Source organism: Capnocytophaga sputigena (assembly GCF_002302495.1).
GTDB lineage: Bacteria > Bacteroidota > Bacteroidia > Flavobacteriales > Flavobacteriaceae > Capnocytophaga > Capnocytophaga sputigena.
In genome coordinates, this window is the sequence record NZ_CP022379.1 from 2,304,936 (window position 1) to 2,327,610 (window position 22,675).

A 22,675-nucleotide genomic window follows, 5' to 3' on the forward strand; every position below is an offset into this window, starting at 1 on the left:
AAAACCTGACCCCTGAAACCTAACCCCCGCCCTATGATAACCTATATTTTAATCACAGTAGGAGTACTCCTATTAATTTTTGTGATTGCAGCGTTTAACAGTTTGTCTAAACGCCGCAACCAGATAGAGAATGCTATTTCATCATTAGACGCTTTGTTTATACAGCGTTCTGATTTGATACCCAACCTCATTGCCACTACCAAAGAGTATATGGCTTATGAGCAGGACACCCTTAGGCAAATCACCGAATTGCGCCGCCCAGTGCAACCTACACTTGCCGAGAATCCTTATCTGCAACCCGATGAAGCGAGCACAACTATCAGGAATATTATGCTACAAGCCGAAGCTTATCCTGAACTTAGAGCCAATAGTCAGTTTGTGCAACTGCAACACGCTCTCAGTGATTGCGAAGAGCAATTGGCAGCGGGTCGTCGTTACCTCAGTGCTTCCATTACTGATTACAACGACCGCATTGTAGTATTTCCATCCAATGTAATAGCCTCCCTTTTTGGTTTCAAAAAATACGAATGGCAATATGCCACTGAAGCCCAACGACAAAATGTAGATGTCGCAGGACTATTTTCTAATTAGAAAATTTGGTGATAATAATTTGGATAACCTACAAATTATTAGTACTTTTGCCAAATATTAGTAACAAATAAAAACTGTAATACAATGAAAAAACTTAGTATTTTAGTAGGCACTATGGTTGCCTTAGTAATGACCTCTTGTGGAGGTTCCCTTTTTGGAGATGACCTCATCAGTAAAGAAGGAATAGACAAAGCCAAAGAGGTACTCACCAAAGATCCTTTTGGCGACAAAGAGTTCAATTGGGTAGAACTCAAAACTAAAGGAGCTTTGAATAGCAAATTCGATGAAGTGGCTACCAGCTACTACGATCCAGCTGTTCAAAAAGATATGAAACAAACTTACAACAGCACTTCTAAATTGGGTGACCCTGAAGCCGACCAAACAGCAAGTATTAGAGCTAATGCAGGCTTAGACAAGGATAAAGAACGTTTCAAAGTATCCGAAATTCCTTTCGATAAACTTCTATCCGAAGCACAAGACGGTCTCAAATTCTTTAGCGGTTTAGAAGAAACTGCCGAGTATGAAGATTTCAACATAAACGAAATCTCTATGAAAAAAGAAAACGGCAAACTTAAAACCGTCTTCAAAATTGATATGACTAAAAAAGGTGAAAGTTCTTATCGCCGAGGAAGAGAACGTATCACTAACTACTACGAAGTGAGAATTTTCCGCGGTGAAAATGGTGAGTGGGATTTAGTAACTGATTAACTATGAAAAAGATATTCACTTTACTATTTGCTCTTACACTCGTGGCTTGTATGCCAGGCGATAAAGGAGCAAACCTCAACAGCCCCGAAGGACTAAAAGTAACTCAAGAACTTTTGCAAAAAAACTTTGCTAAGTACAATAATATTACAGAAGTTTCGTTTGGAACTAACCGAGGTGTGATAGATATCATCACAGTGAGGTTCAACAAAGGTGAAAAAGACTTCTATGCAAATTATGTTACCTATAACGACCAAGTAAATGAAAGTGAAACAGGCTTGTCTTCTAAGCAAGGTCGCACTATTAGTTTGAGCGAGGTTAATTTATCAATAGTGCCTAATTTGATAAAGAAAGCTGAAAGCCTTATTCTTGAAAAAGACAATAAGTTCAATACTTTCCGTATGGATAAGTTGAATTATGAAGTTCAAGAAGATGGTACAATAGAAGTTTCTTTTGTAATAGATGCTATACACCCAGCTACTTCCTACTACGGAGAGCGCAAAGGTGATAAAGGGCATCTCAGCTTTGAATTTAAAGCCAATGCTAAAGGCGAAAATGTAAGAGCCACCAAAGGTTTGACAATTTAGTACCTAAAAAAGCTCATAAAAAAAGCGACTCAGCTTTACGCTGAGTCGCTTTTTTTGTTTATTATCAATTCTCAATTGTTAATTGAGCAATGTATTTTCCATCTCTTTCTTCAACGGTGTATTGATGTTTTTCGGGGTAGAGCAATCTGAGTCGTTTCTTCAAATTATCAATGCCAATCCCTGAACTATACAAACTTTCTTGTTTAGGAATTATAGTGTTCTCACTTCTAAATAGTACCTTATTCTCTTCCACTCTCAAGCTAAACGATAATTCTGTTGCTTCCGTCGCTGATACCCCGTGTTTAAAAGCGTTTTCTACCAAGCTGATAAACAACAAAGGTGCTATGGTGAGAGGGGGGAGTTGCTTTGGGAAATCTACCCTTACCGTAGTTTTATCAGTCAGGCGCAATTGCATTAAGCTGATGTACTGTTGCAAGAAATCTACTTCCTCAGTAAGGCTAATTTGCTTTTGGTCGATGTTTTGCATAAAGTGGCGCATCAGTTTGCTAAGGCTATGCACGCTCTGTTGTGCCTTTTGAGGGTCAAAGGCAATAAGCGAATAGATATTGTTGAGCGCATTGGAAAAGAAATGCGGTTGAAGTTGGTATCTCAATTGAGTAAGGTCGGCTTGTAGTTTGTGTGCTTGAGCTTCTTTTTGAGCGATTTCTAAAGAAAAGTTGCGTTGGGCATAGCGTATTGCCATAGCAAAAACTACTGGCAATAAATTCGACAGAAAATCAAAATACATAAAAGCGTGGAAAGGAGGCATCTTGTGTTTACTCTTGTGAAGGGCAAAGTACGAAAAAAGCTCGTATTTGCTGTATGAAGCACATAAAATTAGTACCGCTACCATCAAAACAAAAAGCAAATACCGTTTTTTGAACCACAACTTATCAATAAGCCAATAGTAACAGCTATAGAACAAAAACATCAAAAAGGGCAATGATGTAAGCGAACGGTAAAACGCCTCCTCAAAGCGTTGATTGCCTTCGGAGATAAAGATAAGGGCAGGCAGAATACAAACCACTGCCCAAGACGCTATGTGTGTTAAAAATTTCATTTAATTTAGGTAAGAGATAAAAATTGCCTATACGGCTCGTATTATTCGTATCTAAGGGCACTAATAGGTTCTAACTCGGCTGCTTTGCGGGCAGGATACCAACCAAAGAACACCCCTGTAATGGTACATACTAAGAAGGATATTACGATAGAATACAAGGTGATACTCACTGGCCAACCTATGAACAGCGATACGCCTACAGTAGCTAATAAGCCAATAATTACACCTAATACCCCCCCAGTAATGCTAATAAGCACCGACTCGATGAGGAATTGTGCCAAAATATCCTTACCCTTAGCCCCAATAGCCATACGCAAACCTATTTCCTTAGTGCGCTCTTTTACTGATACGTACATAATGTTCATAATGCCTATACCGCCCACGATGAGCGAAATGCTGGCAATAGCTACCAATAAAATAGTGAGCATCTCGCTGGTAGAGCTAAATGTACTGATGAGTTCTTGTTGCGAAAACACATTGAAATCATTCTCTTGTGTAGCCGAAAGATTATGAGTGCGCTCCAAAATCTTCTTTACTTGGTTTACTGCATTCTCCGACTGACTTTCATCTATTACAGAAGCCACAATACTCTGCAAGAACGTTTGCGCCAAAATACGCTTTTGTACCGTAGTATAAGGGGCGATAATCACATCGTCTTGATCCTGACCGAAGTTGCTCTCACCTTTTTTGGTAAGTACGCCAATTACTTTAAAAGGGATATTCTTAAAGCGTATGGTTTGCCCAATAGGGTTTTCGCCATTAGTGAAGAGGTTCTTAGCCACTGTTTGCCCTATAACGGCTACTTTGGCAAAGTTAGTAATCTCATCTTCACCAAACATACTCCCTTCAGCCACACTCCACTCGCGTATAGGTAAGTATTCGGTATTCACACCGTAGATAGAGGTAGGCCAGTTGTTGCCCCCTGCTATACTTTGTCCGTTGCCACTCACTACGGGTGACACATATTTCAGCAGAGTACCTTCTTTTTTAAGGGCTTCGTAATCTGTCATTTTGAGTGATTGCATATCGCTCATACTCATACGCACGCCGCCCATCATACCCGCCCCTGGGCGGATATTGAGCATATTAGTACCCATTTTAGAAATATTCTCCTTGATGCTCTTTTTAGAGCCTTCGCCAATGGCAAGCATTGTTATCACTGAGCCTACCCCAATAATGATGCCCAGCATTGTAAGCATAGCCCTTGTTTTGTTGAGCAAAAGGGCACGCCACGCTATTTTAAAAAGGTTTTGTATATTCATAATGTTAATTAGCAAATTAGAAAATTAGCAGATTGGCAAATTCTGTGAGACTAGAAAGGTTCTCCTATAATACGGGTTTTATACTCTCCTTTTACTATTTGCCAGCATACTTTATAAGCATAGGCACCGTCACCACAGCGAACGAAGATATAGAGTACATCGTCTTCTTTATCATAATATACCTCATTATTATACGGATGTACCCATACTTGGTACAAATCATCGTAGGCACTTTTGGGGATAGAAACATTTTTACCATTAATATTAACCACAATACTCTTGTAGTGGTTTTCAGGAATAAAGTCCGCACCTTGAGCTCTCTTACCATCAATGATTAACTCCTCGTAATATTTGTGTTTTTTCTTGGTAATCTTATGTTTGGTTTTATCAAACTTTTGGGTAGTAATAGTTACACTAATGCCTTTACCAGCAATAGTGATACTATTGCCTTGCTCTTTACCTTTGCCAATAGAAGGAAATTCGCCTATCATCTTTAGGCGACTTTTATGCACATAGCCTTTATCTACAGCAATCCAATTAAAAAATATCTCTTCACCAGTTTCATCTTGTGTAGTATCAAATAAACCATACACAAGTGTATTATTAGGCAAAGTGCCTACAATTTTGCTTTTTACGCTTTCTTTGGCGCGAATGTTCACATAGCCGTCTTTGTCTTTTACTACGGCATAATCTCCAAAAGGACCTTGCGCAAAGGCATTGGTCGTAAGGAGAAAAAATAAAATAAGTAAGTGTTTCATATAAAGTATTTTTTTGGAGATATACTGATTTTTTCAACTTAGTTAAACTATAAAAAATGAGTTATATTGAGATGTTTTTACAAATACTCTCTATTCTTCCTCTGCTGCCCAATCATAAAAACCGATTTCTCGCAATCGGGCTTCATACTGCTCAATAGTTTGTTCATCGTACTTTTCTCTTTGGATAAACTTTTCCTTTCCAAAATAAATATCCATTGGGTTCAGTCCATAAAGTTGAGCGATGAGAGTTGCTAAGTTCATACCAGAATAATGCTTGTGAAGCACATAAATCATTAGCCTAAAATCTGTTTCCTCTATTTTCGGAAAAGCCTTTTTGATAAACTGGAGTGATTTCTCAAGCCACACTTTTTCAGGGGCTACTACCTTATTCAGCCAGTCGGTATACCACATCTCAAAGGTGAGTTTTTCTCCTTTTTCATTAAATTCAGGCGATAGTCCGCCATAATCCTGACGACTATCGAGCCATATATAGCCTTTTTCCTTACCATTCACCACTAAAAGATAGGAGGCTCCGTGCCCTATATGGCATATTTGCAAGCAACCACTGATGCGCTTTGTATCCATATAGGTTTCCACCTCCTCTTGTGTAGGGCGCTCACCTCCGTCCCAATCAATACTATTAAGCCATTCCTCTTCATTCCAATGCTCGGTGTAGGGGAAAGGGGTGGAGAGGTCTATAGTCCGGTCTTTCCACATCAAATCTTCCGTTGCTTCTTTAAGGGAACGCAGTCCGTAATCAGGTCCTACACATCCATTGGCGATTTGGGTAATGAAAGTACGATAATCTGCAGGTAGAGTAATACGATTTTCTTTCTCTATTTTGGCTACTTTTGCTTCTTCCAATACCGGATTCATATATATATCGCCAAATCGTTTTAGCTGAGGAAGTTCTAAGATGATTTGTATTTTCTTTTTGATTTCTTCTATATTCATATATGTTGAATTGTGCGAACACTGTTCGCACTTTTCGGCAAAGATACTGATTTTTCTCAACTTAGCTAAAGTTTTAAAGATGAGTTGCGAGAAATGAGTTGAAGGCTATATGTAAAAGACATTAGCTTGAGACTTGTTTTTTATACATTTTATTGAAGATGCTCACTAAAAAACGCCTCCAATTTATCAAACGGAATTACTCCAGCTTGATTGTCGTAAAAATCGGTGTGGCGTGCATTAGGGACAATTAGCAGTTCTTTTTTCTTACTTCCAACCAACTTGTAGGCATCTTCGCTCATATAGCGAGAATGGGCATTTTCTCCCGCAATCATAAGGGTTGGCACCTCAATTTCATTGGCATACGCTAACAGAGGGAAATTCATAAATGAAAGCAGCGTAGTAGCAGTCCAAACGTGATTAGAAACTGAACGCTCGTGAAAACCTCGTGGTGTTTTGTAAAACTCAATATAATCATTTAAGAATTCAGGCACTTTATCTGAAGGGGTATCCGGCATAGGATAACCTGGGGAGGGAGTTCCTGTTTCGGCATCTTTCCAACGGATAGCATTGAGCGAACGCTTCATTTCCAAACGCATTTCGGGTGTATTGGCATCAAAATAACCTTTGCTAAACACACGTGACATATCGTACATTACCATTGTTGCCACTGCCTTGATACGCGTATCGATAGCGGTAGCATTCAGGGCAAAGCCTCCCCAACCACAGATGCCTATGATTCCTATTTTTTCTCTATCAACAAAAGGTTGAATGCCTAAGCAATCTACTGCTGCCGAAAAATCTTCGGTATTGATATCGGGTGATGCTACATTGCGAGGCTCCCCACCACTCTCTCCCGTATAGGAAGGGTCGAAGGCTAAGGTTACAAAGCCTCTTTCAGCCATTGTTTGCGCGTAAAATCCAGAGGCTTGTTCTTTTACAGCTCCAAACCCACCGCAAACAGCAAGGGCAGCAAGTTTTTTATCTTCGCTATTTTTGGGGAAATACAAGTCGCCAATAAGGGTGATACCATAGCGGTTTTTGAATGATACTTTTTTGTGTTCAACTTTATCGCTTTTAGGGAAAATCTTATCCCAAGAAGCAACATTTACAGGGTTTTCAGTGTTTGAACTCATATTATTGAAATTTTAGTTTATACGATTTATTCATTATGAAAGAAGACACTCTTTACTTTTGCGTATTCTTCTTAAATACAAACCTATAGCCAAGTATATTAACGTTGGAATAAAACCAAAAAGAGGGGATAATAAAAGTGTTTTGTCGGGTGAAATAACAGTGAATCCTTCTGAAATGAGAGGGTTAAGAGCGTCTTTCATTGAGTGCATCAAAACTACCAATAAAAGTGAACGCGATAGAAAGAAAATTTCGGTGTACATTATTGTCCAAACAGCAATAACCACAAAGCTCACCAAAACAAATAGCTCTTTGCTATAAGGAAAAAAGGTTGCCATATAAGCATCGTCTAAGAATATGAGGTTGTATGGCAGATGCCATATTTGGCAGACAAATGCCACCACTACATAAATCAACCATTCATTTTTGGTGAGTTGTTCCATTTTTACAGTGAGATAGCCTCGAAAAGCCGTCTCTTCTAAAATGTTTTTGATAAAAACGGGTAAGAAAGCTGCTGCAAAAACAGGGAGATAGGCGGCAAGACTAAACTTACTCACATCTACCCAACCAAATAGTTTGCCAACAAACAGTGTTATACCAATAACCACGGGATAAACTGCAATAGCAAAGATATACCAGTGAGTGTTTTGCTTGAAACGAGGTTTTAAAGGAAAATCTTTCCAACCATCACCACCCAAAAGGCGGAGCAAAATCACACACACAATAGGAGTAACAATAAAAATTCCTGATCCTAAAGACTCTAAATTAGAAGGCTCACCAAGTAACTGGTTTACACCAATGCCTATCCATCCACAAGAGATAGCTACCAAGCTAAATAGGATTACATTGCGTAGTGTTTTTTTATTGGTTCTCATATTAAGGCAGGTTTATTTTAAAATTTCTAAAATTTTATCTTCGTCGTAAACAAGCATATCCACTGCAACCAATGAGGCGATACCGTGTGCCAACATCCAACCTTTAGCAATATCATTTTTCAGCTCTTCATCAGGTAGGTTTTGGTATTCCTCGCTATTTTTCATTATTTCAACCACTCGCTCACTTTCCGGAAAAATGTCAGTAAGTTTTACATTGGTAACATTATCCATATAAAAAGCCTTGAATAGAGCGGGCTCAGTGTGTGCCATCCGCACATACCCCAGTCCTAAATCCAAAAGAGTATTGCCTGTTTTTGAGTAACTGAGTACTACATTTTGTAGGAAGGGCAGTGCTTTTTTACAGATTTCAGCCTTAAGGTCGTCCATATTTTTATAGCACCAATAGATGGGCTGAGTAGAGCAACCTATTTGCTTGGCAATATTTCGGGCAGAAAGCACTGCAAAGCCCTCTTTTCTCACCATCTCAAAAGCTGTTTCTATAATTACTTCTTGCGTTATTGTTGTTGATTTCGGCATAAAACTTTGTTATAACATCTGTAATATAACACCTGTTATTTTTTTTGCAAAAGTAGTACAATTTTTTAAACCTGCAAATTTTTTGGGAAAAAAGATTCATCTTGTGCGGCTCGCATTTGCCTGTGCGGCTCGCACCGTCATTCGTATTTCGTCATTCGTAATTGTGCCAACTGTTCTTTGGCGTTTAGTCTATTAGTTACTTCCTTATCACTGATGATATGTCCGTCTTTCAGTACAACTGTGCGTTTGCTAAATTGGGCAATATCGTCTTCGTGGGTTACAAAGCCTATGGTGCTACCTTGGTCGTTGAGGCGTTGGAAAAGCTCCATTACTTCGTACGAGGTTCTGGTATCAAGGTTACCAGTAGCCTCATCGGCGAGAAGGATAACAGGGTGATTCACAAGGGAGCGCGCAATGGCTACCCGTTGTTGCTGTCCGCCCGAGAGCTCACTAGGCAAGTGGTTCAATCGCTTTTCTAACCCCACACTGATGAGGGCTTCGATAGCGCGCTCACGGCGTTCTTTAGCTGATACTTTAGGGTTGTACATCAGTGGGAGTTCCACATTCTCAATGGCTGAGGTACGGGCTAATAGGTTATACGACTGAAAGATAAAACCTATTTTCGTGTTGCGTATATGTGCTAAATCGTTCTTGCTCATATCTTTCACCGAGATACCATCTAAAATGTAATCGCCAGAAGAGGGGCGGTCTAAGCACCCCAATATGTTGAGCAAAGTTGATTTACCCGACCCACTCGGTCCCATAATGGTTACAAACTCTCCTTCTCTGATGGTCAGGTTGATGCCTTTCAGGGCGTGTACCGTCTCGTTGCCCATCTGGAAGTTACGCTTCATATCGCGTATATCTATAATGGCTTTTTTCATCTATTTAGCTTTTGAATTGTTTCTATTAGGGCGTTTTGGCATAAACGGACTGCTGCTATCACTGTTCTTACTGTCGCCTCCTGCCACTTGTGGGCGGTCGCCTTGTAGGTTAGTGGCTACTTTCTCACCAACGTTGAGTCCATTTACTACTTGCACGTTGATACCGTCATTGCTGCCTATGGTTATGGCTTTTTGGGCAAGACTACCATCGGTGTTCACTACCCATACGTATTTTTGTTTGCCCTTGCCGTGTTGTACTTTAGGAACTTCAGCTGTAATACCTTTTTGAGCGTAATATTGCAGTAACACATCGGTATCAGGAGTAAAGTTGATAGCTTTGGCGGGCACGATAGTTACGCCTTTCAGTTCATTGGTATAAATAGCAATGGTTGCGGTAAGTCCTGGTTTCAGTTTTTCATCAGGGTTTTCAGCCTCTACTATCACCGTATAAGTTACCACGTTTGATGAGGTGGTAGGCGATAGGCGCACTTGAGTAACGCGTCCTACAAACTCCTCTTGAGGGTAAGCATCTACGGTGAAACTCACGCGTTGCCCTACTTTCACTTGTCCTATATCGGCTTCATCTACATTTACTTCCACCTGCATACGCTTGATGTCTTTGGCTATTTTGAAGAGCGTAGGCGCACTCATTGAGGCGGCTACAGTTTGTCCTTCTTCAACTTCTTTGCTGAGGATAATCCCGTCAATAGGTGAATAGATATTGGCATAACCTAAGTTAGTTTTCGCCTGATTGAGGGTCGTAAGGCGTTGTGCAACATTGGTTTTTGCATTGTTAAACTGATACAACGCTTGCTCATAATCCTGCTGACTAATCACTTGAGCATTGTACATTTTTTGCTGACGCTCGTAATTCTGACGGTAATAATTCAGTTCGTTAACTGCCGAATTGTAGTTAGCCGTAGCGTTGATAACGTTCTCTTGTAGATTGGTTTTGTCGACTTCTGCCAATAGCTGCCCTTTTTTTACTTGGCTGTTGTAATCCACATAGATTTTGCTCACCAATCCCGATACTTGCGTACCTACTTCTACCTCATCTACCGGTTGCACACTACCCGTAGCAGTTACTTCGGTAGTAACATCACCTTGGGTAACTTCATCGGTTTGTAGTACAATAGGCGTTGGTTTTTCTTTCATAAAGAAGTGATATACCCCAAAAGCCACTACCGCTAATAGCGCAATAATAATAATTTTTTTGATGTGTTTTTTCATTGTATCTAGTCGTTAGTTATTAGTCATTAGTTGTTAGACAATGTTCTTTAGATTATTTTTTAGAAAGATGACCGTCGCTACATTCCCCCTCCTTGGGAGGGGGTTAGGGGGAGGACTCCCATATAAAACTTCAGCAACTGTACATAGAGTGCCGACATATATTTGTTTTGTAAATACGTTTGTTCGGCAGTGAGGTAAGCATTTTGGCTCACCAAAAGTTCCGTGTTGGTAAGTCCACCAAACTCGTGTTTCTTCGCTGCCAAATCGTAAGCTAATTTAGCATTATCGCGAGCCGTACGCGAGGCTGCTTGTTGCGCTTGGTGAGTGGTAGCGTTCTGCCAAGCAGTTTCTATCTTGGCATATAATTCTTTTTCAGCTTGTTGTTCTTCCAAAATAGCTTGTTGCTGGGTAATCTTGGCGAGTTTTACATTGTTCTTGTTTTTGTTTTGTGAAAAGATAGGAATATTAAGTGTAGCGCCTATCGTCTGACCGAAATTGCTGTCCAATTGCGTGCGATAACTCAAATCGTTGAGGTTTGAATAACCGGTGTTTACACCAGCTTGGAGTGATAGGGTAGGGGCATATCCCGCTTTAGCTATTTTGATATCCTTTTCAGCTATCTTCTGCTGTGATTGATAGATTTTTAGGTTAGGAAGCGTTTCTTTGGCTTGTGCAAACACCTCGTCTTTATTAGGGATAATCGCTGTATTCTCATCGTTAGGAAGGTCGAGAGCAATAGCAAAGTCACTATTAGGAGGAAGCTCCAACAGTTGTTTGAGCGTTAGCACACGGTTAGCATACTGGTTTTCTGCCTGAATGATAGCGTATTCATTGTTGGCGTGACGTGTTTCTATTTCTGCCAAACTCAGTTTAGCTATCGAGCCATTGGCAAACTTGGTTTGTGCTTGTTTGAGTTCTTCAGCCGAGGAGAGCGCTGTGTTTTTGGCTACTGCAATCCCTTCATAGCTGTAAAGTGCTTGCAGGTAGGCTTCCAGCACACTCAGGGTGATATTGTTTTTCGCTTCTTGCACATAGAGTTCGTTCTGTTCGAGCAACAGCTTGCTGCGGTCTATTTGTAGATTCAATTTATTCCCTTGATACAGAGGTACAGAGGCTGATACCCCAAAGTTGTTGGAGAACGTACGGCGCGATACCCGTTCGTTAGAAATTTGGTTGATTGCCGACCCGTTGTTGAGGTTCGCCGATGCTGAGCCACTTACCGTAGGTAAGCGGTTATCTTTCGCCTGACTGAGATTGATTTCAGCCGTTTGCTGGTTGAGTTCTGTTTTCTTTACAGAGATATTGTGTTGTATCGCATAGTTGATACAATCGGTTAGTGACCATTGTTTGGATTGCGCTGTTGTCCATAAAGGGAGAAATAAGAGAGATATGTATAATATTCTTTTCATAGGCTTTAGTTTTTTTAGATGAAAGAAGAAGGTGAAAAAGATATTAGGATAGTACAATGAAAATTATCACCCTCTTCTTTACAATTTAATAACCATTTTTTATCATTTAGCTGATGCAAAAGGTAGCCTATAAAGGTAGGGGAAAACAAACTTTATCGACGAAAAGGTTAATTTTGTCGACGAAAAGGGGAAATCTCTCTATCTCGAAAAAAATCTCTTATGTAATTTGCTAATTATCAAATTGGCTAATTGACAAATTATTGCTACCTTTGCCCCCGATAAAGAAATATGTAATGAAAACAATTCGTATAGGTACGCGTGATAGTGAGTTGGCTCTTTGGCAAGCTAAAACCGTACAACACCAATTAGAAGTTCTAGGATACTCTACTGAAATAGTTAGTACTAAGTCTCACGGCGATATAGAACTCAGCAAACCACTCTACGAAATGGGAGTTACAGGTATCTTCACTAAAGCCTTGGATATTGCCCTGCTCAACGGCGAGATAGATATAGCAGTACATAGTATGAAGGATGTGCCTACCGCTTTGCCCGATGGGATTGTAGTAGGGGCAGTGCTCAAGCGGGGGAACCCTCACGATGTGTTAGTCTACAAAGGCGATCTTTCGTTTTTAGATACCGAAATAGCAACCATCGCTACCAGCAGTTTGCGACGCAAAGCACAATGGTTGCACCGCTATCCACATCACAATATAGAAAACTTGCGTGGCAATGTGAATACTCGCTTGCAAAAACTTGCTGATAACCCTTGGAATGGGGCTATCTTTGCAGCAGCAGGCTTGGAACGCATTGATAAACTACCTGAAAATCACTTGCGACTCGATTGGATGTTTCCCGCTCCAGCACAAGGGGCTATAATGGTCACACTACACGAGGACAACGTGCCATTACAAGGTGTGCTTTTGCGCATTCACGATGGTAATACCTATGTGGCAACGCAAGTGGAACGCGCTTTCCTCCGTGCTTTAGAAGGCGGTTGTACGGCACCTATCGGAGCTTTTGCTCAGTACGACGGACAACAAAAAGTGTATTTTAAAGGCGGATTGTGGAGTGAAGATGGTAAAAAAGCGGCTGTAATAGAAGAAATTCTCACTCAAATAAACGAACATACAGGTGAGCAACTCGCCGAAAAAGTAAAATCCAAATTTGAAAATTGATAAATTAATTATTATGTTATATATCAAACAATTATTACAAAACGGAAAAAGCATACACGAGGAAATTACCCTCAAAGGTTGGGTGCGTACCTTTCGCAGCAACCGATTTATAGCCCTCAACGATGGCTCTACTATCGATAACCTCCAAGTAGTAGTAGATTTTGAAAATACAAACCCCGATATACTCAAACGCATTACCACAGGGGCAGCTATTGAAGTAAAAGGGAAATTAGTAGAAAGTCAAGGCAAAGGTCAGTCGGTAGAGTTACAAGCTACCGAGGTAGTGATTTTAGGTGATAGCAATCCCGAAGAATATCCTATCCAGCCTAAAAAACACTCATTGGAATTCTTGCGCGAAAATGCTCACTTGCGTGTGCGCTCTAATACTTTTAGTGCCGTGATGCGCGTGCGTTCTACTTTGGCATTTGCTATACATAAATACTTTCAGGACAACGGATTTTTCTATGTAAATACACCTATTATCACCGGTAGTGATGCCGAAGGTGCTGGTGAGATGTTCCGTGTAACTACTTTGGATGCTAAAAATCCACCACTTACCGAAAATGGTGAAGTAGATTATAAAAAAGATTTCTTTGGTCGTGAAACAAACCTCACAGTGTCTGGTCAGTTAGAAGGTGAAACCTTTGCAATGGCGCTCGGCAAGATTTATACTTTTGGACCTACTTTCCGTGCCGAAAATTCTAATACTTCACGTCACTTAGCTGAATTCTGGATGATAGAACCCGAAATGGCGTTCTATGACCTTATCGACAATATGGATTTGGCAGAAGATTTCATCAAATACGTGCTCAAATATACTTTAGAAGTGCGTCGTGACGACCTTGAGTTTCTTGATAAACGTTTCTTAGAAGAAGAAAAAACCAAACCGCAAAATGAGCGCAGTTCTATGTCGCTTATTGAAAAACTCGAATTTGTAATTCACAATGAGTTTAAACGTGTGAGCTATACTGAAGCAATTGATATTCTCAAAAATAGCAATCACAACAAGAAGAAGAAATTCCAATATCCTGTAAACGAATGGGGGGTAGATTTGCAAAGCGAACACGAGCGTTACTTAGTAGAAAAACACTTTGAGTGCCCTGTAATTCTCTACGATTATCCAGCGAATATCAAAGCGTTCTATATGCGATTGAATGACGATGGTAAAACAGTACGTGCTATGGATATCCTCTTCCCTGGTATAGGTGAAATTGTTGGAGGTTCGCAACGTGAAGAGCGTTACGATGTGCTCAAGCAAAAAATCGCCGACCTCAATATGGATGAACAAACGCTCTGGTGGTATCTCGACCTCCGCAAGTTTGGTACAGCTGTACACAGTGGTTTTGGTCTTGGTTTTGAACGTTTGGTACTCTTTGCTACAGGAATGACTAACATTCGCGATGTGATTCCTTATCCACGTACTCCACAAAGCGCTGAGTTTTAAGAAATGATTATAATAAAAAAGAGGGTTATCGCAACGATAACCCTCTTTTTTTTAGTAAAAAATATTTTACATAGAGTATTTGTTTACTTTTTCTTTAGCTTTGATAAGATCAAGACCAAGGCTGTTAATTTTTTGCTGTTTGTTAAGCAATTTACCTTTTAGTTTAGCTTCGTCTTGAGGAGAAAGAGAACCTTTAGCTTTCTTTATGTCAAATTTAGATTGCTCTTTAGCTAAATCACCTTTAGCTTTAGCTATTTTAGCTTCTACTTTACTTACTTCACTATTAGCTTTGCTTAATTGTTCTTTTCTTTTTAGAGCAGCTTTTTCAGCTTTAGCTCTTTCTTTAGCAGCTTTTTCTTCAGCTTTAGCTTTTTCTTTAGCGGCTTTTTCTTCGGCTTTTCTAGCTTTTTCAGCTTCTTTTCTAGCTTTTTCTTCAGCTTTAGCTTTTTCTTTAGCGGCTTTTTCTTCGGCTTTTCTAGCTTTTTCTTCAGCTTTAGCTTTTTCTTTAGCGGCTTTTTCTTCAGCTTTTCTAGCTTTTTCAGCTTCTTTTCTAGCTTTTTCTTCAGCTTTAGCTTTTTCTTTAGCGGCTTTTTCTTCAGCTTTTTTAGCTTTTTCAGCTTCTTTTCTAGCCTTTTCTTCAGCTTTGGCTTTTTCTTTAGCAGCTTTTTCTTCAGCTTTTATAGCTTTTTCTTGCTCTTTTTGCAATTTTTGTTCTGCTTTTAGTTGTTCTTTTTGAGTTTTAAGTTCTGCTTCAGAAGTTGCTTGCTCAACAGTAGTTATTACTGGTGCAGTAATAGTGGTGTCGATTACAGAGCCTACCTCTTCTACTTGAGCCAAAGATACCTGAGCTACAAAAAGCCCAGCAAATAAAGTGATTGTACGTAATTTCATATTTGTTATTATTTAGTTTTTTACGGTGCAAAAGTAAATAAAAAATATTTACAAATGTTTTTTTTTACAAAAGTTTAACATAAAAAAGTCGCCTACTAATGAGGAGTCGTAGGCGACTTAGGGAGTAATTAAAATATAAATAGTTATGGATTATTGAACATTTCCTCTGATACGCAAGCCTTTTACAGGTTCTTTTTTAGCGTTAGAAGTTACAGTAATCGTTTTGCTGATAGGGCCAACACGATTAGTATCGTATTTTACTTCAATTTTCCCTTTAGCTCCAGGTGCTACAGGTTGGTTTGTCCAAGAAGGAACGGTGCAACCGCAAGATGAAGCTACGTTAGTAATTACGAGCGGTGCTTTACCAGTGTTAGTAAATTCGAACACACGCACGCCATCGGCACCTTGTTTGATGTTACCGTAGTCAATTTCTTCAGATTTGAAAGAAATCTCAGCGTCTTGGGCATAAGCCATTACACCAAAAAATGCTAAAAATACAAATGTTAAAAACTTTTTCATAGTATAAAAATTAAAATAAATAAGTTTGTTTTACGAATAAAATAGTTACAATAACCGTGCCAAAAACTTCGTCCTCCTATCTTCTAAATACGAAACTCTATTTTCCTTATTTGCATAATAATAAATTAATTTGTATCTTTGCGCCCTTGATTCGATAATAAAATTATGGCAGAAGAATTAGATAACGAACAATTAAATCCTGCTGACTATTCAGCGGATAATATCCAATCCCTCGAAGGGATGGAACACGTGCGTATGCGCCCCTCTATGTACATCGGTGATGTAGGACCTCGCGGTTTGCACCACCTTGTTTATGAGGTGCTTGATAACTCTATCGATGAAGCTCTTGCCGGTTATTGCGATACAATTTCGGTAACTATCAACGAAGATAATTCCATTACAGTAGAAGATAATGGTCGTGGTATCCCCGTTGATATACACAAAAAGGAAGGTGTTTCTGCCCTCCAAGTGGTAATGACCAAAATCGGTGCAGGTGGTAAATTCGATAAAGGTTCTTACAAAGTGTCTGGTGGTTTGCACGGTGTGGGGGTTTCTTGCGTGAATGCCCTTTCCGACCATTTGAAGGCTACCGTATACCGCGATGGCAAAATATGGGAACAAGAATATCAGCGCGGGGTTGCTCTATATCCTGTAAAGCAGGTGGGCGATACCGATAAACGCGGTACTAAAGTTACTTTCCACCCCGATGAGTTAATTTTTGAACAAACTACTGAATATAAGTACGATACTCTTGCCGCTCGTATCCGCGAATTGGCTTACTTAAATAAAGGTATTACAATCACCCTTACCGACCTCCGTAATAAGGACGAAAAAGGTAACTTTATTACCGAGAAATTCTATTCAGAAAATGGATTGAAAGAGTTTGTAAAATTCCTTGATGGCAACCGTATGCCTATCATTGGCGGAGTGATTGCTATGGAAGGTGAAAAGAATGGTATTCCAGTAGAGGTTGCTATGATTTACAACGACTCTTACAACGAGAACCTACACTCTTACGTCAATAATATCAACACTTCCGAAGGGGGAACTCACTTACAAGGCTTCCGCATGGGGCTCACTCGTACCCTTAAAGCCTATGCTGATAAATCGGGCTTGCTCGAGAAAATGAGTAAGGATAAAAAGAATCCTGTAGAGATTGAAGGTGATGACTTCCGTGAAGGGCTCACTGCAGTTATTTCGGTGAAAGTGGCTGAACCTCAGTTCGAAGGGCAAACAAAAACCAAACTTGGTAACCGCGAAGTTACTTCGGCTGTATCTCAAGCCGTTGGGCAAATGCTCGAAGATTATCTCGAAGAAAATCCTAATGATGCCAAAACTATTGTAGAGAAAGTCATTTTGGCAGCTCAAGCTCGTCAGGCAGCGCGCAAAGCACGCGAAATGGTACAGCGTAAGAGCGTGATGAGCGGTGGTGGTCTCCCTGGTAAACTTGCTGATTGCTCTGAAGAAGACCCAACAAAATGTGAACTCTTCCTCGTAGAGGGGGATTCAGCGGGAGGTACTGCTAAACAAGGACGCAATAAAGATAACCAAGCGATATTGCCACTTAGAGGTAAAATCCTCAATGTCGAAAAAGCAATGCAACACAAAGTGTTCGATAGCGACGAAATTAAGAATATCTATACTGCTTTAGGGGTAACCGTAGGTACTGAAGAAGATGCTAAAGCGCTCAACTTGAGTAAGCTACGCTACCATAAAGTGATTATTATGTGTGATGCCGATGTCGATGGTTCTCACATTACAACTCTTATCCTCACATTCTTCTTCCGCTATATGCGCGAACTCATCGAAAATGGTCACGTATATATTGCTACACCACCACTTTATTTGGTGAAAAGTAAAGGTAGCAAACGCGAAGAATATGCTTGGAACGACAAACAACGCGATGCGCTTTCTGCCGAAATGGGCAATGTAACCATCCAGCGTTATAAAGGTTTGGGTGAGATGAACGACCACCAGTTGTGGGATACAACTATGAATCCCGAGCACCGCACCCTCCGCCAAGTAACTATTGATAACGCTACTGAAGCCGACCGCGTTTTCTCTATGCTAATGGGAGACGAAGTGCCTCCTCGCCGTGAGTTTATCGAGAAAAACGCTAAATATGCTAAAATTGACGCGTAATATGATTATTTATAGGGGCGTTTTGCAAAACGTCCCTACTTTATAAACAGCAACTAAAACACTCATTCTATCAAAAAATTACGAAAAATACTCGTCCGTTTCTTCCTTATAACCCTTGTGTTACTAGGGGTTACGGCTCTTCTTTTGACCTTGCCTGCCACTCAAACCTTCATCGCCAAAAAAGCAGTGGCTTATCTGAATAAGGAATTTGGTATCGACTTAAATATCGAGCGTATTCACGTGAAAATCAATGGTGATGTAGATGTGAAACGCATTCTTATTCGCGACCATAAACAGGATACACTCATTTCAGCTAAAAAACTCACTACTTCTATTTTAGACTTCAAACAACTCATTGAGGGTAATCTGTACTTTGGAAATGTCAAAGGGGATAGCCTCGTTTTCAATATGAAAACTCACAAAGGTGACACCCTTTCAAATCTTGATGTATTTGTAAATAAATTCGATTCGGGCGAACCCAGTACGGGTAAGTTTGTGATGAAAGCCAAAAGTATAGAGCTCAAAGATAGTTATTGTTATATCTCCGATGAAAATAATCCGGACCCTTCTATACTGAAAGTCAGCCGGCTCAACACAACGATTAACGATTTTAAAGTCTTGGGTAGCAAAGTGTTTTTTGAGATGAAAGAAGCAAACTTTCGTTTCAACGATAAATTGGAGGTTACCCACGCAAACACCTATTTTAGTTATACTGATAGTTTGATGCAGGCAAAGGATTTGCGACTGCAAACACCACAAACGGACATTCAAGGTACGATAACAATGCTGCCTCACAATGGTAGTTTTGGTGATTTTGTAAACAAAGTAGTTTTTGATGTCAATCTGCCTAAAGCTAAGATAAACACTACTGATTTGAATACTTTTTATAATGGTTTCAGCGGTGGTAGAGATATAGTGTTAGAAGGGGTAACTATGAAGGGTACCTTGAACAATTTTGTGATTCCTCAAGGTAAAATATCCTATCAAAATACACTTATACAAGGTGATTTGGCTTTTCAAAATCTGCTTTCTGAACACGCTAATACTGCTGTTATTGGCAAGGGGATACACGCCGAGAGTATTTATAACGATTTGGCTTATTTAATGCCGGAAGTCTTGGGTAAAAGTATTCCAGAGGAACTGCAAAGGCTGGGAATGTTCTCCTTAGATGGTGATTTTGCTTACCGAACTACTTCTTTGCAAACAAATGTGTTACTGAAAACTAATGATGGAGAAGCTCATATCGATGGCTCTTTAGACGACCTTACTCACACCGATAAAACAGCTTTCAAAGGAACACTCACTACCAATCAATTTCATTTAGGCAAAATTTTAGACGACCCAAGTATAGGGGCTATCAGCACCGATATGTTGGTACGTGGTGAGGGATTAGATTTCGCTACGATGAAACTCTATGCCAATGGCACCATTCATTCCGTGGGCTATAACGGTTATAACTATCAGCGCATAGGTATCAATGGGGAGTTTCGCAATCAGGTGTTTAGCGGTAAAATAGATGCTCGCGACCCCAATCTTAAAATGAGTTTCAACGGACTTGCCGACCTATCGGGTAAAAACAACAAATTCGACTTCCAAGCCGATATCGCTATAGCCGATCTGCACGCTTTGCACTTTATGGAGATGGACAGCATCTCACAGTTCTGTGGCAAGGTGGTGATAGATATTTCGGGTAATCAATTAGATGATATTGTAGGAAAAATAGCCTTTAAAAATACGAACTATATTAATTCAGCAGGCGATTTTTCTTTTAAAGATTTTGAAGTAGTTTCAACTCTCAACAATGGCATCAAAGAAATTACAATTAATTCTCCTGATATTGTCAGCGGGAATGTAAAAGGTAAGTTTAAATTGCTTGAACTCAAAAAAGTACTCCAAAATGCTGTGGGAAGTATCTATACCCACTATAATCCTTATAAAATAGAGAAAAATCAATATGTAGATTTTCATTTCAATATCTACAACAAAATTGTAGAAGTGTTTGTCCCTAAAGTGAAAATAGGCAGCAATACTTTTGTGAATGGTAATATAGATGCCGATAAAGGAAGTTTTAAATTCCAAATGAAATCGCCGAGCATCAATGCCTACGACAATCAAATTGATAGTCTTAGCCTTGAAATTGACAATAAAAATCCGCTGTACAACACTTATTTTGAAGTGAAAAAAGCTGATTTTGGTGTCTATGCAATTCAGGATTTCAACCTGATTAATACTACTATTAAGGATACTCTTTTCTTTCGCACCGAGTTCAAAGGAGGAGATACTGGTAAAGACACTTACGAGCTGAATTTCTATCATACACTGAACAAGAAACAAGAGTCTATTATTGGTATTAAAAAATCACTCATAGATTTCAAAGGGAATGCGTGGTATATCAATCGTGAGAATGCGATGAATGAGTACAACAAGATTGTCCTCAACCGTACTGCCGATACTATTAAGGTGAGCAATTTCAAAATGGCACACCAAAACCAGTATATAAACCTCAGTGGACTCATCACAACTAAAGATTACAAGAATCTGCACTTAGTGGCGCATAATGTGGCGTTAGATAAGATTGTTCCCGAAATGAAGGGACTCAACCTCACGGGAACGCTCAATGGCAATGTGTCGCTCACCCAGCGAGGAAACTTGTATTACCCTTCAGCCGATCTCTTTATTCAGTATTTCAAACTGAACGGCTACGACTATGGCGATTTAGAAGTAGGCATCTTTGGTAATAACGATTTGTCGTCATTTGATGTAGGAGCTTTCTTTTCCAATGGTAGAGCTCTTGGATTTGCCACACGAGGAAAAATCAATCTGGACAAGAAAAAAGGAACATTACTCGACCTTACAGCTCATTTTAAAGACTTTGCTCTCTCTCCTTTCAATCCCTTTTTGGAAGGTATTTTCTACGACCTGCGCGGTACTATGTCAGGACAAGTGAAGATAAACGGGAGTGTAACCGACCCGCTGATGGATGGTACGCTCACCTTGCATAAGGCAGGTGTAGGGATTACTTATCTCAAACTCAATACCGATATACAAGAAGGGGCACGTATCAAGGTGAACAACAAAACTTTTGATATAGACAATTGGCTACTTACCGATACAGCCTATAAAACCCAAGCTACCCTCAATGGTTCAATTCGTCATAACCGTTTGTTAGATTGGTTTTTAGACTTGAAATTGCAAACCCTTGGCAAGCGTTTTATGGTGCTCAATACCCCTTATACTGATGATGCGCTTTTCTACGGAACTGCCTTTATGAAAGGGAATGCTACGATTAAGGGGGCTTTAGATGAGATTGCTATTAAGGTAAATGCAAAAACTGAAGAAGGTACGTCTTTCAAAATACCGCTCAGCGATAGTGAGAGTGTAGGTGACGATTCGTTTATCACCTTTATAGAAAAAGGAGATAAGAAGGTGAAAGTAAACCGAGATTTAGAGTCTATCAAAGGATTAGAACTGAATTTTGAATTGGATATCCTCCCTACTGCCGAAGTGGAAATCGTAATGGATAGGAAAACTGGCAGTAGCCTTGTAGGGCGTGGGGCAGGTACACTCCTTATTGAAATCAATACCAATGGTAAGTTCAATATGTGGGGAGACTTTATCACCTATTCAGGCTTTTACAATTTCAAATACGAAAACATTATCGATAAGCGCTTTACAGTACTCCCAGGAGGTTCTATTTCTTGGAGTGGCGACCCGTTAAAAGCGACCTTGCGTGACTTGAAAGCCGCTTATACCCTCAGTGCAAACCCAAGTACACTATTAGAAAGTAATCAGTACAACCGCAAAATCAACACTCAGGTAGTCATCAAGTTAGAAGGTGAACTAATGCGCCCCGAAACCTTGTTTGATATTACCTTCCCCGATAGTAGTCCAAGTTTAGTGTCTGAACTCAACTACAAGTTAGAAGATCAAGACCGCAAGCAGTTACAAGCCTTCTCGCTTTTGGCTCAAGGCTCGTTTATAAGTGAGAAAAACACCGATAATCGTTTGGTTGCCTACAACCTTTTTGAAACAGCGGCTGGTTTGTTTAACCAATTGTTATCTGATGAAGACAACAAGCTGAACTTGGGAGTATCGTACGAGGCAGGTATCAACGATGGTTCTTCTGATATCAATAGCGACCGTTTAGGTTTCACTGTTTCTACTCAAATTACTGAGTGGGCGAGTGTAAATGCCAAAGTGGGTATTCCTGTAGGTGGGGTGAGCCGTACTGCCGTAGCGGGGAATGTAGAAGTACAATTCCGCCTCAACCCTGATGGTAGCCTCATTGCCAAAATATTCAACCGTGAAAATGAATGGCAACAATATATGCTCGATCGCATAGGCTATGCCCAAGGGGTAGGACTCACTTATTCAGTAGATTTCAATACCTTCAAAGGGTTGATGCAGAAAATATTTAAAAAAGGTGGCAAAGTTCTCGAACCAAAGAATGAAAAATAGAAAGAAAAGCATTTTTTCGTCGTTCATCGTTCGTCATTCGTAATTATTTCGTACTTTTGCCCC

The 22,675-nt window shown here is 39.9% G+C and carries 18 protein-coding genes and 1 pseudogene; 7 read left to right on the forward strand and 12 right to left on the reverse strand.

Annotated elements, in window-relative coordinates; translation table 11 throughout:
* Positions 1 to 33: 33 nt before the first annotated feature.
* From CGC57_RS10395 to CGC57_RS10405, 3 genes are all read left to right on the forward strand, one after another.
* Positions 34 to 591, forward strand: a complete 558-nt coding sequence (locus CGC57_RS10395; RefSeq protein WP_095899063.1) for a LemA family protein — start codon at positions 34 to 36, stop codon at positions 589 to 591.
* 84 nt (positions 592 to 675) lie between these two features.
* Positions 676 to 1,299 carry a hypothetical protein gene (locus CGC57_RS10400; protein WP_009750843.1) on the forward strand — a complete coding sequence of 208 codons (624 nt, stop codon included), beginning with the start codon at positions 676 to 678 and terminating at the stop codon, positions 1,297 to 1,299.
* A 2-nt stretch (positions 1,300 to 1,301) separates the two neighbouring features.
* Positions 1,302 to 1,883, forward strand: coding sequence for a hypothetical protein (locus CGC57_RS10405; protein ID WP_095899064.1), 582 nt, complete (start codon positions 1,302 to 1,304; stop codon positions 1,881 to 1,883).
* A 64-nt stretch (positions 1,884 to 1,947) separates the two neighbouring features.
* Here the strand turns inward: CGC57_RS10405 and CGC57_RS10410 are convergent, their stop codons facing one another.
* The 10 genes from CGC57_RS10410 to CGC57_RS10455 all read right to left on the reverse strand — a co-directional run bounded on the left by CGC57_RS10410 (position 1,948) and on the right by CGC57_RS10455 (position 11,983).
* Positions 1,948 to 2,943: a sensor histidine kinase gene (locus CGC57_RS10410; RefSeq protein WP_095899065.1), complete on the reverse strand. Its 996-nt coding sequence runs from the start codon at positions 2,941 to 2,943 to the stop codon at positions 1,948 to 1,950.
* Between the two features lie 41 nt (positions 2,944 to 2,984).
* Positions 2,985 to 4,205, reverse strand: coding sequence for an ABC transporter permease (locus CGC57_RS10415; RefSeq protein WP_095899066.1), 1,221 nt, complete (start codon positions 4,203 to 4,205; stop codon positions 2,985 to 2,987).
* A gap of 50 nt (positions 4,206 to 4,255) precedes the next feature.
* Entirely contained in the window at positions 4,256 to 4,963 is a 708-nt protein-coding gene (locus CGC57_RS10420) for a hypothetical protein (RefSeq protein WP_095899067.1), read from the reverse strand.
* A gap of 90 nt (positions 4,964 to 5,053) precedes the next feature.
* A complete protein-coding gene (locus CGC57_RS10425; protein ID WP_095899068.1) occupies positions 5,054 to 5,917 on the reverse strand; it encodes an SMI1/KNR4 family protein in 864 nt (287 codons plus the stop codon).
* Positions 5,918 to 6,066: 149 nt separating this feature from the next.
* Positions 6,067 to 7,050 carry an alpha/beta hydrolase gene (locus tag CGC57_RS10430; protein ID WP_095899069.1) on the reverse strand — a complete coding sequence of 328 codons (984 nt, stop codon included), beginning with the start codon at positions 7,048 to 7,050 and terminating at the stop codon, positions 6,067 to 6,069.
* A gap of 33 nt (positions 7,051 to 7,083) precedes the next feature.
* The gene (locus CGC57_RS10435; RefSeq protein WP_095899070.1) at positions 7,084 to 7,923 is read right to left on the reverse strand and encodes a CPBP family glutamic-type intramembrane protease; all 840 of its coding nucleotides are present in this window, start codon (positions 7,921 to 7,923) and stop codon (positions 7,084 to 7,086) included.
* Between the two features lie 12 nt (positions 7,924 to 7,935).
* The gene (locus CGC57_RS10440; RefSeq protein ID WP_095899071.1) at positions 7,936 to 8,460 is read right to left on the reverse strand and encodes a TetR/AcrR family transcriptional regulator; all 525 of its coding nucleotides are present in this window, start codon (positions 8,458 to 8,460) and stop codon (positions 7,936 to 7,938) included.
* Positions 8,461 to 8,597: 137 nt separating this feature from the next.
* Positions 8,598 to 9,344 (reverse strand): ABC transporter ATP-binding protein, encoded by a 747-nt coding sequence (locus CGC57_RS10445; protein WP_095899072.1) that lies wholly within the window; start codon positions 9,342 to 9,344, stop codon positions 8,598 to 8,600.
* Positions 9,345 to 10,574 carry an efflux RND transporter periplasmic adaptor subunit gene (locus CGC57_RS10450; protein ID WP_095899073.1) on the reverse strand — a complete coding sequence of 410 codons (1,230 nt, stop codon included), beginning with the start codon at positions 10,572 to 10,574 and terminating at the stop codon, positions 9,345 to 9,347.
* Between the two features lie 77 nt (positions 10,575 to 10,651).
* Positions 10,652 to 11,983, reverse strand: a complete 1,332-nt coding sequence (locus CGC57_RS10455) for a TolC family protein (RefSeq protein WP_095899074.1) — start codon at positions 11,981 to 11,983, stop codon at positions 10,652 to 10,654.
* Between the two features lie 293 nt (positions 11,984 to 12,276).
* On the opposite strand from CGC57_RS10455, the gene hemC reads away from it, so the two are divergent.
* A complete protein-coding gene (hemC, locus tag CGC57_RS10460; protein ID WP_095899075.1) occupies positions 12,277 to 13,158 on the forward strand; it encodes a hydroxymethylbilane synthase in 882 nt (293 codons plus the stop codon).
* Positions 13,159 to 13,171: 13 nt separating this feature from the next.
* Positions 13,172 to 14,602: an asparagine--tRNA ligase gene (asnS, locus tag CGC57_RS10465; protein WP_002682083.1), complete on the forward strand. Its 1,431-nt coding sequence runs from the start codon at positions 13,172 to 13,174 to the stop codon at positions 14,600 to 14,602.
* A gap of 66 nt (positions 14,603 to 14,668) precedes the next feature.
* On the opposite strand, the pseudogene CGC57_RS13170 reads toward asnS, so the two are convergent.
* Both CGC57_RS13170 and CGC57_RS10475 read right to left on the reverse strand, forming a co-directional pair.
* Positions 14,669 to 15,073 (reverse strand): annotated as a pseudogene (locus CGC57_RS13170) (hypothetical protein); the annotation flags it as partial.
* Positions 15,074 to 15,643: 570 nt separating this feature from the next.
* Positions 15,644 to 16,012 (reverse strand): DUF1573 domain-containing protein, encoded by a 369-nt coding sequence (locus CGC57_RS10475; protein ID WP_002681708.1) that lies wholly within the window; start codon positions 16,010 to 16,012, stop codon positions 15,644 to 15,646.
* 165 nt (positions 16,013 to 16,177) lie between these two features.
* Between CGC57_RS10475 and gyrB the strand changes: the two genes are divergently transcribed.
* Positions 16,178 to 18,154 carry a DNA topoisomerase (ATP-hydrolyzing) subunit B gene (gyrB, locus tag CGC57_RS10480; protein WP_095899077.1) on the forward strand — a complete coding sequence of 659 codons (1,977 nt, stop codon included), beginning with the start codon at positions 16,178 to 16,180 and terminating at the stop codon, positions 18,152 to 18,154.
* Positions 18,155 to 18,271: 117 nt separating this feature from the next.
* Positions 18,272 to 22,612 (forward strand): translocation/assembly module TamB domain-containing protein, encoded by a 4,341-nt coding sequence (locus CGC57_RS10485; protein WP_095899078.1) that lies wholly within the window; start codon positions 18,272 to 18,274, stop codon positions 22,610 to 22,612.
* The last annotated feature ends 63 nt before the right edge of the window (positions 22,613 to 22,675 follow it).

What these genes read in the sequence shown, in the direction of transcription:
- CGC57_RS10410 (WP_095899065.1), bottom strand. Translation starts at nt 2,943, where the DNA reads ATGAAATTTTTAACACACATAGCGTCTTGGGCAGTGGTTTGTATTCTG.
- gyrB (WP_095899077.1), top strand. Translation starts at nt 16,178, where the DNA reads ATGGCAGAAGAATTAGATAACGAACAATTAAATCCTGCTGACTATTCA.
- CGC57_RS10415 (WP_095899066.1), bottom strand. Translation starts at nt 4,205, where the DNA reads ATGAATATACAAAACCTTTTTAAAATAGCGTGGCGTGCCCTTTTGCTC.
- CGC57_RS10445 (WP_095899072.1), bottom strand. Translation starts at nt 9,344, where the DNA reads ATGAAAAAAGCCATTATAGATATACGCGATATGAAGCGTAACTTCCAG.
- CGC57_RS10425 (WP_095899068.1), bottom strand. Translation starts at nt 5,917, where the DNA reads ATGAATATAGAAGAAATCAAAAAGAAAATACAAATCATCTTAGAACTT.
- CGC57_RS10450 (WP_095899073.1), bottom strand. Translation starts at nt 10,574, where the DNA reads ATGAAAAAACACATCAAAAAAATTATTATTATTGCGCTATTAGCGGTA.
- CGC57_RS10420 (WP_095899067.1), bottom strand. Translation starts at nt 4,963, where the DNA reads ATGAAACACTTACTTATTTTATTTTTTCTCCTTACGACCAATGCCTTT.
- asnS (WP_002682083.1), top strand. Translation starts at nt 13,172, where the DNA reads ATGTTATATATCAAACAATTATTACAAAACGGAAAAAGCATACACGAG.
- CGC57_RS10455 (WP_095899074.1), bottom strand. Translation starts at nt 11,983, where the DNA reads ATGAAAAGAATATTATACATATCTCTCTTATTTCTCCCTTTATGGACA.
- hemC (WP_095899075.1), top strand. Translation starts at nt 12,277, where the DNA reads ATGAAAACAATTCGTATAGGTACGCGTGATAGTGAGTTGGCTCTTTGG.
- CGC57_RS10435 (WP_095899070.1), bottom strand. Translation starts at nt 7,923, where the DNA reads ATGAGAACCAATAAAAAAACACTACGCAATGTAATCCTATTTAGCTTG.
- CGC57_RS10400 (WP_009750843.1), top strand. Translation starts at nt 676, where the DNA reads ATGAAAAAACTTAGTATTTTAGTAGGCACTATGGTTGCCTTAGTAATG.
- CGC57_RS10430 (WP_095899069.1), bottom strand. Translation starts at nt 7,050, where the DNA reads ATGAGTTCAAACACTGAAAACCCTGTAAATGTTGCTTCTTGGGATAAG.
- CGC57_RS10405 (WP_095899064.1), top strand. Translation starts at nt 1,302, where the DNA reads ATGAAAAAGATATTCACTTTACTATTTGCTCTTACACTCGTGGCTTGT.
- CGC57_RS10395 (WP_095899063.1), top strand. Translation starts at nt 34, where the DNA reads ATGATAACCTATATTTTAATCACAGTAGGAGTACTCCTATTAATTTTT.
- CGC57_RS10475 (WP_002681708.1), bottom strand. Translation starts at nt 16,012, where the DNA reads ATGAAAAAGTTTTTAACATTTGTATTTTTAGCATTTTTTGGTGTAATG.
- CGC57_RS10440 (WP_095899071.1), bottom strand. Translation starts at nt 8,460, where the DNA reads ATGCCGAAATCAACAACAATAACGCAAGAAGTAATTATAGAAACAGCT.